Origin of the sequence: Streptomyces coelicoflavus (assembly GCF_003112555.1) — a bacterium.
Taxonomy (GTDB): Bacteria; Actinomycetota; Actinomycetes; order Streptomycetales; family Streptomycetaceae; genus Streptomyces; species Streptomyces coelicoflavus.
Genome location: NZ_BEWB01000002.1, coordinates 48,399 through 61,554 on the forward strand (window position 1 = coordinate 48,399; position 13,156 = coordinate 61,554).

Genomic DNA, 13,156 nt, shown 5'->3' on the forward strand with positions numbered 1-13,156 from the left:
AAACGACCCACGCCCGCCCGCAGGACGGAAGCAGCTGAATCGCCTTCATGCCCGGACAATTCGAACCGCTCCCCGGCGGCGGCGCGGCCGTCGCCCTCGACGACGTCGAGATCTCCATCATCCGCTCCCTGGCCGTGCAGCTCCTGGAGCTGATCGGCCCCGGACCGGCCGAGGACGCCTCCGACGACCCGCTCGCCGAACTGTTCGCCGAGGGCCCGAGCGAGCCGCCCTCCGACCCGGTGCTGCGCCGGCTGTTCCCGGACGCCTACGGCGACCCCGAGGGCGCCCCGCAGGCGCAGGAGGCCGAGGAGCAGCGGGCGCACTCCGCGGAGTTCCGCCGCTACACCGAGAACGACCTGCGGGCCGGCAAGCGGGACAACGCGCTGGCGGTGGTCCGCACCCTGGACGCCCTCTCCTCGGCGTCGGCGGGCGAGGAGGGCGCGGTGCTGAAGCTGTCGCCCCAGGAGTCCCAGCAGTGGCTGCGCGCCCTGAACGACCTGCGCCTCGCGATCGGCTCCCGCCTCGAGATCGCCGACGAGGACGACACCGACCTGCTCTACCGGCTCCCCGACGAGGACCCGCGCAAGCCGATGGTGATGGCGTACCTGTGGCTCGGCGGGCTCCAGGAGTCGCTCGTCGCGACGCTCATGCCCTGAACGGACCGTTTCCATGACTCTGCGTGGTCATGTGTCCGCTCAGCGGAGCCTCAAATCCGGATAACGATCCCGTCAAAGCTGCACCCCTTTTTGACGAAAAGGGGTGCGTTTTGTCCGGTTCTCCTTGTGTGACACGTCACAATCCACCCCTGTGATCAGCGTCGCGGTCATGGTAAATCTTCACGACCGCCCGGCGAACACCACCCGAATGTTCGGCCGGGTGCGCCACCGAGCCGGCAGACCGCCGGCCAGGCACCGAGCGGGATGTGAGGCCCGCTCAGCTCCATCATCCGGGGGGATCGAGACCCGATCCGAGGCCGAGTCGAGGCCCGGATCGGCATGGAGAAAGGCGCACCACACATGACCTCTGCGCAGGTCGACACGGACAAGGCCCCCGAAGAGGGCTACGAGCGCGGGCTCAACAGCCGCCAGGTCCAGATGATCGCGATCGGCGGCGCCATCGGCGTCGGTCTCTTCCTGGGCGCCGGGGCCAACATCGCCAAGGCCGGCCCCAGCATCATCCTCATGTACGCCCTCGCGGGCGTGATCATCTTCTTCATCATGCGGGCGCTCGGCGAGCTGCTCCTCTACCGACCCGTCTCCGGTTCCTTCGCCGAGTACTCGCGCGAGTTCCTCGGCCCCTTCTTCGGCTACTTCACCGGCTGGACGTACTGGCTGATGTGGGTGGTCACCGGCATGGCGGAGCTCACCGCCGCCGCCATCTACATCCACTACTGGTTCCCGGACATCCCGCAATGGGTCTCGGCCCTGGTCTTCCTGGTCCTGCTGTTCGTGGCCAACCTGATCTCGGTGAAGCTGTTCGGCGAGATCGAGTTCTGGTTCTCGATGGTCAAGGTCACCGCCATCATCGGCATGATCGTGATCGGCGTCGGCGTCCTCACCCTCGGCTTCAGCCAGGCCGGCGACACCGCCGCCGTCTCCAACCTGTGGGAGTTCGACGGCTTCTTCCCCAAGGGCATCGGCTCGTCCCTGATGACCCTCCAGGGCGTCATGTTCGCCTACCTCGCCGTCGAGCTGGTCGGCGTCACCGCCGGTGAGTCCGAGAACCCGGAGAAGACCCTCCCCAAGGCGATCAACACCCTGCCCTGGCGCATCGCCCTCTTCTACGTCGGCGCCCTCACCGTCATCCTGGCGGTGGTCAAGTGGACCGAGTTCGCCGAGGGCGTCAGCCCCTTCGTGGAGGCCTTCACCGTCATCGGCATCCCGGCCGGCGCGGGCATCGTCAACTTCGTCGTGCTCACCGCCGCCCTGTCCTCCTGCAACTCCGGCATGTACTCCACGGGACGCATGCTGCGCACCCTCGCGGACAACGGCGAGGCCCCCAGGGTCTTCAACAAGCTGTCCTCGACCAAGACCCCGGCCATCGGCATCGCCGTCTCCGTCGTCTTCATGGCCATCGGCGTGGTCCTGAACTACCTCGTCCCGGAGAAGGCCTTCGGCTACGTCACCTCCGTCGCCACCGCCGCCGGCATCTGGACCTGGCTGATGATCCTGATCAGCCACGTGCTGTACCGCCGCAAGGTCGTCGCGGGCCGCCTGCCCGCCTCCTCCTTCCCGGCGCCCGGCGGCTCGGTCTGCTCCTACATCGCGATCGCCTTCCTGCTCTTCGTCACCTGCCTGATCGCCTACGACGCCGACGCCCGCGTCTGCCTGTACGTGATGGCCGGCTGGGCCGCCGCCCTCGGCATCGGCTGGTTCGTGCTCAGGAGCCGCAACCCGCAGATCACCGAGCGGCCCGGCGAGCCGGAGTTCGAGAAGATCGGCTGACGGACTCACCGACCGCCCCTGACCAGCGCCTTCGCGCGCACTCCAGGACATCCGGCCGCCGGGGACGCTCGTGGTGTCCCCACGGCCACCGCTCAGGGTGTCCGGCATACGGGCTCCTCCGTACCACCCACCGGTACGGAGGAGCCCGTCTGCTTATCCTGGCCGCATGCTGACCATCACACAGGCCCTGTACGACCAGATCGTCGCCCACGCGCGCGCCGACCACCCCGACGAGGCGTGCGGCGTGGTGGCCGGTCCCGTCGGCGAGGGCCGCCCCGAGCGGTTCATCCCCATGCTCAACGCCGCCCGCTCGCCCACCTTCTACGAGTTCGACTCGCAGGACCTCCTGAAGCTCTACCGCGAGATGGACGACCGCGACGAGGAGCCGGTGGTCATCTACCACTCCCACACCGCCACCGAGGCCCACCCCTCCCGCACCGACATCACCTACGCCAACGAACCCGGCGCCCACTACGTCCTCGTCTCCACCGCGGACACCGACGGCGCGGGCGAGTTCCAGTTCCGCTCGTTCCGCATCCTGGAAGGCGAGGTCACGGAGGAGGAGGTCAAGGTCGTCGAGGCGTACTGATCTCGCTCACCGGACGGAAAGGGTCCATCAGGTGAGATCACACTCCGGAAGCCGGACCGGGAATCGATACGATGAGCCCATGGTTCTTCTCGACGTGAGTGAAAAGGCGCCGGGCACGCTGCTCGTGGCGCGGCTGCACGTCGACCTGTGCAGGCTGAAAAGCGCCATCTGTTGATCTTCGCCGCCGCCGTACGGCCGTGAGCCGCGGCGTGCAGACGTGTGCCGCCGCGCGCCCTACGAACCCACGACAAACTTCCGACAGGAGCACTCAGCCATGGCCATCGAGGTCCGCATCCCCACCATCCTCCGCCAGTACACCGACGGCCAGAAGGCGGTGGAGGGCAACGGGGACACCCTCGCCAAGCTCTTCGCCGACCTCGAGACCCGGCACACGGGCATTCAGGACCGACTCATCGACAAGGCGAACGGCGAGCAGCTCCGCCGCTTCGTCAACGTCTACCTGAACGACGAGGACGTCCGCTTCCTGGACGGCATCGAGACCAAGCTGTCCGACGGCGACAGCATCACGATCCTGCCGGCCGTCGCCGGCGGCATGGCCTGATCGCCGATGCGCTACGACTCCCCGCTGGCCGCGGTGGGCAACACCCCTCTGGTGCGCCTGCCGCGGCTGTCGCCGTCCGACGACGTCCGCATCTGGGCCAAGCTGGAGGACCGCAACCCGACCGGCTCGATCAAGGACCGCCCCGCGCTCCACATGATCGAGCAGGCCGAGAAGGACGGCCGGCTCACCAAGGGCTGCACGATCCTGGAGCCCACCAGCGGCAACACCGGCATCTCGCTGGCCATGGCCGCCAAACTCAAGGGCTACCGCATCGTCTGCGTGATGCCCGAGAACACCTCCCAGGAACGCCGGGACCTGCTCGCCATGTGGGGCGCGGAGATCATCTCCTCCCCGGCCGCGGGCGGCTCCAACACCGCCGTACGGGTCGCCAAGGAACTCTCCGCCGAGCACCCGGACTGGGTGATGCTCTACCAGTACGGCAACCCGGACAACGCGGGCGCCCACTACGCCGGCACCGGCCCCGAGATCCTCGCCGACCTGCCCTCCGTCACCCACTTCGTCGCCGGCCTCGGGACGACGGGCACGCTCATGGGCGTCGGCCGCTACCTGCGCGAGCACAAGCCGGACGTGAGGATCGTCGCCGCCGAACCGCGCTACGACGACCTCGTCTACGGCCTGCGCAACCTCGACGAGGGCTTCGTACCCGAGCTGTACGACGCCTCCGTCCTCACCACCCGCTTCTCCGTGGGCTCCGCCGACGCGGTCACCCGCACCCGTGAGCTGCTCCAGCAGGAGGGCATCTTCGCGGGCGTCTCCACCGGCGCCGCCCTGCACGCCGCGATCGGCGTCGGGAACAAGGCGGTCAAGGCCGGCGAGAGCGCGGACATCGTGTTCGTCGTCGCCGACGGCGGCTGGAAGTACCTGTCGACCGGCGTCTACACCGCCGAGACGACCGAGGCCGCCATCGAAACCCTCCACGGCCAGCTCTGGGCCTGACGGCTCCTCCCGCACAGCGGCCGCCCGCACCACCGCCCCGTGACGTACGCGTCGCGGGGCGCGTCAGTTCTCGGGCCCTCCGCCGGACCCGCCCCGCCCGTCCGGGGGCCGCCGCCCCCGGCCACGAGGCCGCCGCCCCCGGCCCCAGCCGTCGACGACCGTGGCGACGAGCGCGAGCAGGACCACCGCCGCGAAGACGAGCCACCAGGACGTGTTCATACCGACGACCGTACCGGCGCACACCACCGCCGCGCGCCCCCTCCACCACCCCGCGCGCCCCACTTCCAGCCGAACCGGTGATCCCGCAGGTGAGTTCGCCCACAACGGCCCCTGGCGGAGGAGCGACCACAGGTTTTGCGCCTTACGCTCGACAAACCGCACGACCCCCGTCTCTCCACACGCGCCAGCGGAGGTTTCTGCTTCATGAAGCTCACCGTCGTCGGCTGCTCGGGGTCGTTCCCGTCCGCGGAATCGGCCTGCTCGAGCTACCTCGTCGAGGCCGACGGCTTCCGGCTGCTCCTCGACATGGGCAACGGCGCCCTCGGCGAGCTGCAGCGCCACTGCGGTCTCTACGACCTCGACGCGATCTTCCTCAGCCATCTGCACGCCGACCACTGCATCGACATGTGCGCCTACTTCGTGGCGCGCTACTACCGGCACGACGGCGGCCGCTGCGCGCCGCTCCCGGTCTACGGACCCGAGGGCACCGAGCACCGGCTCACCACCGCCTACGCCGACACCCCCTCCGCCTCCTCCATGAGCGAGGTGTTCGACTTCCACACGGTCAAGCCGTCCACCTTCGAGGTCGGCCCGTTCACCGTGCACACCGAGCGCGTCGCCCACCCCGTGGAGGCGTACGCCATCCGCGTCGAGCACGGCGGCCGCTCGCTGACGTACTCCGGCGACACGGGAGTCACCCCCGTGCTGGACGAACTCGCCCGCGACACCGACCTGTTCCTGTGCGAGGCCGCCTTCACGCACGGCAAGGAGGACATCCCCGACCTGCACCTCAACGGACGCGAGGCGGGCGAGAGCGCCGCCCGCGCCGGCGCCCGGCGCCTGGTGCTCACCCACATCCCCCCGTGGACCGACCCCGAGATCAACCGCGCCGACGCGCGCGAGGTCTACGACGGGCCCGTGGACGTCGCCGCGGCGGGCGCGGTGTACGAGATCTGAGCGGGCGACGGAAAGGCCCCGGAACCTTCGCGGTTCCGGGGCCTTCCCCATGCCGTACGCCGTGCGGTCCCGCCGTACGGCGAGGGCTCACGCCTTGGTGAGGTCCTCGACCTCCTCCTCGGGCTCGCGGCCCGGGGTCTTCAGGTTGAACTTGACGATCGCGAAGCGGAACGTCACGTAGTAGATCGCCGCGAAGACCAGACCGATCGGGATGATCAGCCACGGCTTGGTGGCGAGGTGCCAGTTCAGGGCGTAGTCGATGGCACCCGCCGAGAAGTTGAACCCGGCGTGCACACCCAGGCCCCACGTCACCGCCATCGAGACGGCGGTCAGCACCGCGTGCAGCACGTACAGGACCGGCGCGATGAACATGAACGAGAACTCGATCGGCTCGGTCACACCGGTGACGAACGAGGTCAGCGCGAGCGAGACCATCATGCCGAGGACGGCCTTGCGGCGCTCGGGGCGGGCGGTGTGCGCCATCGCCAGCGCGGCGGCCGGCAGACCGAACATCATGATCGGGAAGAAGCCCGACTGGAAGATACCGGCGGACGGGTCACCGGCCAGGAAGCGCGTGATGTCGCCGTGCACGACGTCACCGGCGGAGTTGGTGAAGTCACCCAGCTGGAACCAGGCCACCGTGTTCACGAACTGGTGCATGCCGACCGGGATCAGCGCACGGTTCACACCGCCGAAGAGGGCCGCACCGCCGGAGCCGAGACCGGTCATCCACTCGCCGAAGTTGGAGATGCCGGTGCCGATGGGCTCCCAGACCAGGCCGAAGAAGACACCCACCACGATGCCGACGAACGCCATGATGATCGGCACCAGGCGACGGCCGTTGAAGAAGCCGAGCCAGTCCACCAGCTTGGTCCGGTGGAACCGCTGCCACAGCACGGCGGCGAGCAGACCCATGATGATGCCGCCGAGCACACCCGGGTCGTTGTACGTCGCTGCGACGTCCTCGCCCTTCTGGACCACCGCCTCGGTGACCGGGAAGGCCTCGAGCACCTTGCTGTAGACGAGGAAGCCGACCACCGCGGCCAGCGCGGTCGAACCGTCCGCCTTCTTGGCGAAGCCGATGGCCACGCCTATGCAGAACAGGATCGGCAGCGAGCCGGTGAGGGCACCGCCCGCGTTGTTGAAGACGGCGGCGACCTTGTCCCAGCCGAGACCGTCCTTGCCGAAGATGTCGTCCTGGCCGAGCCGGACCATGATGCCCGCCGCCGGCAGCACGGCGATCGGGAGCTGCAGGCTGCGTCCTACCTTCTGCAGCCCCTGGAAAAGACCGGATCCCCGCTTCTTTGCGGGGGCCGCCTTGTCGGTGGCGGTACTCATGCTTCCTCCATCGGGTGGTGGTCTACACCACTCAGTGGTGTAGACCTGTTGTAGCACGATGAAGGCCGCGTAAGGAACCCGTGATTCCGCGACCGGAGCGCTACGCGCAGTACGTGGCCAAGTCCCCTGATCACAGGCGCGCGAGGGCGCGGAGAAGGCCCCCGGACCGACGGTCCGGGGGCCTTCGCGAGACCACCCTCAAAGGGTACGTGAGGTCGACAAGAGGTCTACACCTTGGTGACGTCCTCCACCTCTTCCTCCGGCTCCCGCCCCGGGGTCTTCAGATCGAACTTCGTGATCGCGAACCGGAAGACCACGTAGTAGACGACCGCGAAACACAGTCCGATCGGAATGATCAGCCACGGCTTCGTCGCCAGGTTCCAGTTGATGACGTAGTCGATCAGCCCCGCCGAGAAGCTGAACCCGTCCTTCACCCCCAGCGCCCACGTCACCGCCATCGACACCCCCGTCAGCACCGCGTGCGCCGCGTACAGAAGGGGAGCGATGAACAGGAACGAGTACTCCAGCGGCTCCGTGATCCCCGTCACGAACGACGTCAGCCCCACCGACAGCATCAGGCCCCCGACCTCCTTGCGCCGGTGCGGCTTCGCGCAGTGCGTGATCGCCAGCGCCGCCGCCGGCAACGCGAACATCATGATCGGGAAGAAGCCGGTCGTGAACTGACCCGCGTCCGGGTCGCCCGCCAGGAACATGTTGATGTCGCCGTGCACCACCGTGCCGTCCGGCTTCGTGTACGAACCGAACTGGAACCACATCGGCACGTTCAGGAACTGATGCAGGCCGATCACCAGCAACGCCCGGTTCGCCACCCCGAACACACCCGCGCCCCACGCGCCGATCCCGGTCATCCAGTCGCTGAAACTCTCCAGCGCGTCACCGATCGGCGGCCACACCCACAGGCACAGCGCCGCGAACACGATCGCCACGAACGCCATGATGATCGGCACCAGCCGGCGCCCGTTGAAGAAGCCCAGCCAGTCCACCAGCTTCGTCCGGTGGAACCGCTGCCAGAAGTACGCCGTCAGCAACCCCATCACGATGCCGCCGAAGACACCCGGGTTCTGGAAGACGAACGCCGTCACCTCACCGTCACCGCCGGTCGGCCGGCACCCGACCTGCGGCACCACCTCCGACCCCTCCGGACAGTCCTCCGGAAACTGCCGCAGCACGTTGTAGTAGACGAGGAACCCCGCCACCGCCGCCAACGCCGTGGAACCGTCGGCCTTCTTCGCCATGCCGATGGCCACACCCACACAGAACAGCAGCGGCAGCCCCAGCGACCCGTCGAGCAGCGCACCGCCCGCGCCCGTCATCACCTTCGAGACGTTCGTCCAGCCCAGACCGTCGTCCCCGAACACGTCCGGCTGCCCCAGCCGGTTGAGAATGCCCGCGGCGGGCAGGACCGCGATGGGCAGCTGAAGACTGCGACCCATCTTCTGCAGCCCCTGGAACGCCTTGTTCCAGCGGACTCGAGCGGGACTGACCGTGCTGTCGGCACTCATCCGGTCTCCATTCGGTCGCCGGTACACTGGTGTAGACCAGTAGACGGACGGCTCCGCCGTCGTGAGCCATCATTCGGCACCGACCGCATGACCGCTCGCGAAGATGGGCCAACTGTGGGTTACTGCGACAAAGCGGCTCGGATCAGGGAGAACCAACATGGCCAGCAAGGCTGAGAAGATCGTCGCCGGCCTCGGCGGCATCGACAACATCGACGAGATCGAAGGCTGCATCACCCGACTCCGCACCGAGGTCAACGACCCCGACCTGGTCAACGAAGCCGCCCTCAAGGCCGCCGGCGCCCACGGCGTCGTCAAGATGGGCACCGCCATCCAGGTCGTCATCGGCACCGACGCCGACCCGATCGCCGCGGAGATCGAAGACATGATGTGAGCCACCGGTTCACCACCGGCTCACCGGCAAGGGGCCTTTCCCACCGCGGGACAGGCCCCTTCCCCATGGGCCGCTAGGCTCACCCGCATGTCACGCATCGACGGCCGCACCCCCCAGCAGCTCCGCCCCGTCACCATCGAACGCGGCTGGAGCAAGCACGCCGAAGGCTCCGTCCTCGTCTCCTTCGGCGACACCAAAGTCCTCTGCAACGCCTCCGTCACCGAAGGCGTCCCCCGCTGGCGCAAGGGCAGCGGCGAAGGCTGGGTCACCGCCGAATACGCCATGCTCCCCCGCGCCACCAACACCCGCGGCGACCGCGAGTCCGTCAAGGGCCGCATCGGCGGCCGCACCCACGAGATCAGCCGCCTCATCGGCCGCTCCCTGCGCGCCGTCATCGACTACAAGGCCCTCGGCGAGAACACCATCGTCCTCGACTGCGACGTCCTCCAGGCCGACGGCGGCACCCGCACCGCCGCCATCACCGGCGCCTACGTCGCCCTCGCCGACGCCATCACCTGGGCCCAGCACACCAAGAGGCTCATCAAGCCCAGCCGCAAGCCCCTCACCGGCACCGTCTCCGCCGTCTCCGTCGGCATCATCGACGGCACCCCGATGCTCGACCTCCCCTACGAGGAAGACGTCCGCGCCGACACCGACATGAACGTCGTCTGCACCGGCGACGGCCGCTTCGTCGAGGTCCAGGGCACCGCCGAGGCCGAGCCCTTCGCCCGCGACGAACTCAACGCCCTGCTCGACCTCGCCGCCGCGGGCTGCACGGAGCTGGCCGAACTCCAGCGCAAGGCGCTCGAGGAGCCCCTCGACCGGTAGAACGAGCAGCCCGACCCGCAAGGCGGGTAAAGGGAACGCCAAGGGCGCGCAACTCGGCCGCCCGACTGAGCGTCCCTAGCAGTACAGCACCACGGGCGTACGGCAGCAGACTCTGCCGTACGCCCGCTGCCGCACCGCACACGGGCCGCCCGGCCCTGTCCCAAGGGGAGGACCGAGACCCATGGCCGCGAGCCGCCACCGCCGCCTTCGCCGCACCGCCACCGCCGTCGCCACCGTGGCGACCATCGCGCTGACGGCCGGACTCACCACCGGCTGCGACGCCGTCGACAAGGCACTCGACTGCGTACGCACGGCCGACGCGATAGCCGACAGCGTCACCGAACTCCAGCAGGCCGTGGAGAACACGGACGACCCCACCCAGTGGGAGGAGTCCCTCGACTCCATCGACAAGAACCTCGGCAAGATCGGCGACCAGACCGACAACGCCGACGTCAACAAGGCCGTCGACGACCTCGGCAAGGCCGTCGACAACGTCCGCACCTCGGTCGAGAACGGCGACGAGACCCCCGACCTCAGCCCCGTCACCGACGCGGCGGGCGAACTGACGAAGGTCTGCACGCCGTAGGGGAGGGCTCGGTCGGGCAGGGCGGGGGGTCCGGAATACTGACCCCCATGACCCGCCTCATCCTCGCCACCCGCAACGCCGGAAAGATCACCGAACTGAGGGCCATCCTCGCCGACGCGGGCCTGCCCCACGACCTCGTCGGCGCGGACGCCTACCCGGAGATCCCCGACGTCAAGGAAACCGGCGTCACCTTCGCCGAGAACGCCCTCCTCAAGGCCCACGCCCTCGCCCGGGCCACCGGCCTCCCCGCCGTCGCCGACGACTCCGGCCTCTGCGTCGACGTCCTGAACGGCGCGCCGGGCATCTTCTCCGCCCGCTGGGCCGGCCGCCACGGCGACGACAAGGCCAACCTCGACCTCCTCCTCGCCCAGATCGCCGACATCGCCGACGAACACCGGGGCGCCCACTTCGCCTGCGCGGCGGCCCTGGCCCTGCCCGACGGCACGGAGAGGGTGGTCGAGGGCCAACTCCGCGGCACCCTCCGCCACGCCCCCGCCGGCACGGGCGGCTTCGGCTACGACCCGATCCTCCAGTCGGAGGGCGAGACGAGGACCTGCGCGGAACTGACGGCGGACGAGAAGAACGCGATCAGCCACCGCGGCAAGGCGTTTCGGGCACTGGTGCCGGTGGTGCGGGAGCTGTTGGGGTGACTCAAGAATGAGGGCCCTGTACCTACGATTCGCAGGTACAGGGCCCTGTGCGCCCGGTCGGATTCGAACCGACAAACACAACCACCTAAAGATTGCCGCTCGGCCAGTTGGCGTACGGGCGCCCGACCAGGGCTACTTTACTGGGCTGAGTATGCCGCCGTCGGCCGCCTCGGCACCAGGTGGCAGTGGCGGCGTGACAGTTGGGGCAGAGTAGCCGCAGGTTCTCCTGTCGATCATCGCTCCAGTCACCGTTGACGTGGTCCACTTCCAGTGTCATGGGCTTGCCGAGCCACTCGGTGCCGGTACCGCACACGTCGCAGTGGCTGGGCACGCCGACTGCACCAAGCGCCCGACGCAGCAATGCGGTTTTCGTGCGGCGTTCGCCTGTGTGCTTGACCAGGATGTCCTCGGGCTGTCTGAGCGGTGTGGCCGTACTGGGCTTGCCCCGCAGGTGCGCTTGCCCCAGGAAGTGCGCTGTCGAGAGATCGTCTTCAGCGATCCATCGACGTAAGCGGGCCCGTTGGGCACCGCTGTCGGGACGCCCCAGTCGACGGAGCACACTGGCGACCGACACGCATTCGGCGACTGCGGTACGCAGTTCCTCAGCAGAGGGCCGGAGTCGGCTCCGGGCAGCGGCGAAGTGCGAGAGGTCGATTCCGTAGTGGGTGAACCTCTTGGCGAGGTACCTCCGCAGATCGCCCGACGGCTGAGTGCCGAAGAAGTCGATCACTTCGTCGAGGTTGGAGCACTGCTCGGCTGCCTCCGCGAGTCGGGCACGCGTGTAACGCACGCCATTGCTCATCGGCTGGCACGCCCTTTGCCGCGTCCTCGATAAGTGTCAGTGATCGAGTGGCAGTTCGGGCAAAGCAGCCGAAGGTTCTCGACGCGGTTGTTGCGCCAGTCGCCGTCGACGTGGTCGACCTCCAAGGGGATCGGGCGTCCCTGCCAGATGCCGTCGTTCCCGCAAAGTGCGCACAGCTCAGGTGCGCCCACGGCCGCCATCGCCCACTTGAGCCGGTCGCTTGGTACCCGCCTCGCTTCGGCGGGCGACTGCTCGACGAGCAAGCCTTCAGGAGTCCGGGGGCGCCAGGGCTTCCCCTTCCGAGTCGGCATCCGGAAGTGCGAGATGTCGATGCCGTACGCCTTGATCCGGCGGCTGATGTGTGTGTGGTGGCCGCCGACCACATCCAGGCCGAGGTGCCGTAGTACCTCGCACATGTTCGTAGAGGCCGACACCGCCTCCTGGAGAGCCTCCCTGGTCCACTTCACTCCCTCACGCTGGAAGTGCGACACATTCACTCCCAGCTTCTTCATCCGCTCCAGCACATACCGCCGGGTGGAACTCTTCGGATCCACCCCCAACCGCACCAACGCCTCCGACAACGTCCGTGCCCCACGGGCCGCCTCCTCCAGCCGTTCCCGGCTGTACGCACTGGCCCCCATCGATCCCCTCCGTCTCCGGCCACGCGTTCGCGGCCTCGTACGGAGTAACGAACCGTTTATCGGACAGTCACGCACGGCATGCGGAAGGGCCCGTACCGGGAAGGTTCGGTACGGGCCCCGTCGAAAGGGGGTTCAGATCCCCAAGTCCTTGATGATCTTGGCCACGTGGCCCGTCGCGCGGACGTTGTAGAGGGCTCGTTCGACCTTGCCGGCCTCGTCGACCACGATCGTGGAGCGGATGACGCCCAGGTACGTCTTGCCGTAGTTCTTCTTCTCGCCGAAGGCGCCGTACGCGTCGAGGACCTTCTTGTCCGGGTCGGCCAGGAGGGTGACCTTCAGGGACTCGGTGTCGCGGAACTTGGCCAGCTTCTCCGGCTTGTCGGGGGAGATGCCGATGACGTCGTACCCGGCGCCGGTCAGCAGCTCCAGGTTGTCCGTGAAGTCGCACGCCTGCTTCGTGCAGCCGGGGGTAAGCGCCGCAGGGTAGAAGTAGACGATGACCTTGCGGCCCTTGTGGTCGGACAGGGACACCTCGTTGCCGTCGGCGTCCGGGAGGGTGAAGGCCGGGGCCTGGTCCCCGGGCTGGAGTCGCTCGCTCATCGATCCAGCGTAACGGGGGGTCCTGACAGTGCGAGCGGGCCTGGAGCTGACAGACTGTCCGGGACAGTG

At 68.4% G+C, this 13,156-nt stretch carries 16 protein-coding genes and 1 tRNA gene; 11 read left to right on the forward strand and 6 right to left on the reverse strand.

What is annotated here, in order from left to right:
- Nucleotides 1–47 precede the first annotated feature (47 nt).
- The 6 genes from Sco07f_RS00415 to Sco07f_RS00445 all read left to right on the forward strand — a co-directional run bounded on the left by Sco07f_RS00415 (nucleotide 48) and on the right by Sco07f_RS00445 (nucleotide 4,552).
- Entirely contained in the window at nucleotides 48–656 is a 609-nt protein-coding gene (locus Sco07f_RS00415; RefSeq protein ID WP_007388576.1) for a DUF2017 domain-containing protein, read from the forward strand.
- A gap of 360 nt (nucleotides 657–1,016) precedes the next feature.
- Nucleotides 1,017–2,444 (forward strand): amino acid permease, encoded by a 1,428-nt coding sequence (locus Sco07f_RS00425; RefSeq protein ID WP_087790765.1) that lies wholly within the window; start codon nucleotides 1,017–1,019, stop codon nucleotides 2,442–2,444.
- Between the two features lie 166 nt (nucleotides 2,445–2,610).
- Nucleotides 2,611–3,033 carry a M67 family metallopeptidase gene (locus Sco07f_RS00430; RefSeq protein ID WP_007388578.1) on the forward strand — a complete coding sequence of 141 codons (423 nt, stop codon included), beginning with the start codon at nucleotides 2,611–2,613 and terminating at the stop codon, nucleotides 3,031–3,033.
- Between the two features lie 79 nt (nucleotides 3,034–3,112).
- Nucleotides 3,113–3,208: a putative leader peptide gene (locus tag Sco07f_RS41210; protein WP_309546867.1), complete on the forward strand. Its 96-nt coding sequence runs from the start codon at nucleotides 3,113–3,115 to the stop codon at nucleotides 3,206–3,208.
- 99 nt (nucleotides 3,209–3,307) lie between these two features.
- The gene (locus Sco07f_RS00440) at nucleotides 3,308–3,595 is read left to right on the forward strand and encodes a MoaD/ThiS family protein (protein WP_007388579.1); all 288 of its coding nucleotides are present in this window, start codon (nucleotides 3,308–3,310) and stop codon (nucleotides 3,593–3,595) included.
- A 6-nt stretch (nucleotides 3,596–3,601) separates the two neighbouring features.
- Nucleotides 3,602–4,552, forward strand: coding sequence for a PLP-dependent cysteine synthase family protein (locus Sco07f_RS00445; RefSeq protein ID WP_087790766.1), 951 nt, complete (start codon nucleotides 3,602–3,604; stop codon nucleotides 4,550–4,552).
- 63 nt (nucleotides 4,553–4,615) lie between these two features.
- Here the strand turns inward: Sco07f_RS00445 and Sco07f_RS40015 are convergent, their stop codons facing one another.
- Complete coding sequence (locus Sco07f_RS40015) at nucleotides 4,616–4,771, reverse strand: hypothetical protein (protein ID WP_042822321.1); 156 nt, start codon at nucleotides 4,769–4,771, stop codon at nucleotides 4,616–4,618.
- Nucleotides 4,772–4,975: 204 nt separating this feature from the next.
- Between Sco07f_RS40015 and Sco07f_RS00455 the strand changes: the two genes are divergently transcribed.
- Nucleotides 4,976–5,728, forward strand: coding sequence for an MBL fold metallo-hydrolase (locus tag Sco07f_RS00455; RefSeq protein WP_007388581.1), 753 nt, complete (start codon nucleotides 4,976–4,978; stop codon nucleotides 5,726–5,728).
- A gap of 87 nt (nucleotides 5,729–5,815) precedes the next feature.
- On the opposite strand, the gene Sco07f_RS00460 is transcribed toward Sco07f_RS00455, so the two are convergent.
- Both Sco07f_RS00460 and Sco07f_RS00465 read right to left on the reverse strand, forming a co-directional pair.
- Nucleotides 5,816–7,066: a PTS transporter subunit EIIC gene (locus Sco07f_RS00460; RefSeq protein WP_007388569.1), complete on the reverse strand. Its 1,251-nt coding sequence runs from the start codon at nucleotides 7,064–7,066 to the stop codon at nucleotides 5,816–5,818.
- Nucleotides 7,067–7,293: 227 nt separating this feature from the next.
- Nucleotides 7,294–8,589: a PTS transporter subunit EIIC gene (locus tag Sco07f_RS00465; protein ID WP_108986619.1), complete on the reverse strand. Its 1,296-nt coding sequence runs from the start codon at nucleotides 8,587–8,589 to the stop codon at nucleotides 7,294–7,296.
- Nucleotides 8,590–8,746: 157 nt separating this feature from the next.
- Here Sco07f_RS00465 and Sco07f_RS00470 point away from each other — a divergent pair, with 157 nt between their 5' ends.
- The 4 genes from Sco07f_RS00470 (at nucleotide 8,747) to rdgB (ending at nucleotide 11,044) form a co-directional block, all read left to right on the forward strand.
- On the forward strand, nucleotides 8,747–8,980 hold the full coding sequence (locus Sco07f_RS00470) for a PTS sugar transporter subunit IIB (RefSeq protein ID WP_007388582.1): 234 nt from the start codon (nucleotides 8,747–8,749) through the stop codon (nucleotides 8,978–8,980).
- Between the two features lie 87 nt (nucleotides 8,981–9,067).
- Nucleotides 9,068–9,808 (forward strand): ribonuclease PH, encoded by a 741-nt coding sequence (rph, locus tag Sco07f_RS00475; protein WP_108986620.1) that lies wholly within the window; start codon nucleotides 9,068–9,070, stop codon nucleotides 9,806–9,808.
- 181 nt (nucleotides 9,809–9,989) lie between these two features.
- On the forward strand, nucleotides 9,990–10,394 hold the full coding sequence (locus tag Sco07f_RS00480; protein ID WP_007388584.1) for a hypothetical protein: 405 nt from the start codon (nucleotides 9,990–9,992) through the stop codon (nucleotides 10,392–10,394).
- A 47-nt stretch (nucleotides 10,395–10,441) separates the two neighbouring features.
- On the forward strand, nucleotides 10,442–11,044 hold the full coding sequence (rdgB, locus tag Sco07f_RS00485) for an RdgB/HAM1 family non-canonical purine NTP pyrophosphatase (RefSeq protein WP_108986621.1): 603 nt from the start codon (nucleotides 10,442–10,444) through the stop codon (nucleotides 11,042–11,044).
- A gap of 48 nt (nucleotides 11,045–11,092) precedes the next feature.
- Here the strand turns inward: rdgB and Sco07f_RS00490 are convergent.
- The 3 genes from Sco07f_RS00490 to bcp all read right to left on the reverse strand — a co-directional run bounded on the left by Sco07f_RS00490 (nucleotide 11,093) and on the right by bcp (nucleotide 13,087).
- Nucleotides 11,093–11,166, reverse strand: a tRNA-Leu gene (locus Sco07f_RS00490).
- 676 nt (nucleotides 11,167–11,842) lie between these two features.
- Nucleotides 11,843–12,487 (reverse strand): HNH endonuclease signature motif containing protein, encoded by a 645-nt coding sequence (locus Sco07f_RS00500; RefSeq protein WP_108986622.1) that lies wholly within the window; start codon nucleotides 12,485–12,487, stop codon nucleotides 11,843–11,845.
- Between the two features lie 132 nt (nucleotides 12,488–12,619).
- Nucleotides 12,620–13,087 (reverse strand): thioredoxin-dependent thiol peroxidase, encoded by a 468-nt coding sequence (gene bcp / locus Sco07f_RS00505; protein ID WP_007388571.1) that lies wholly within the window; start codon nucleotides 13,085–13,087, stop codon nucleotides 12,620–12,622.
- Nucleotides 13,088–13,156: the final 69 nt, after the last annotated feature.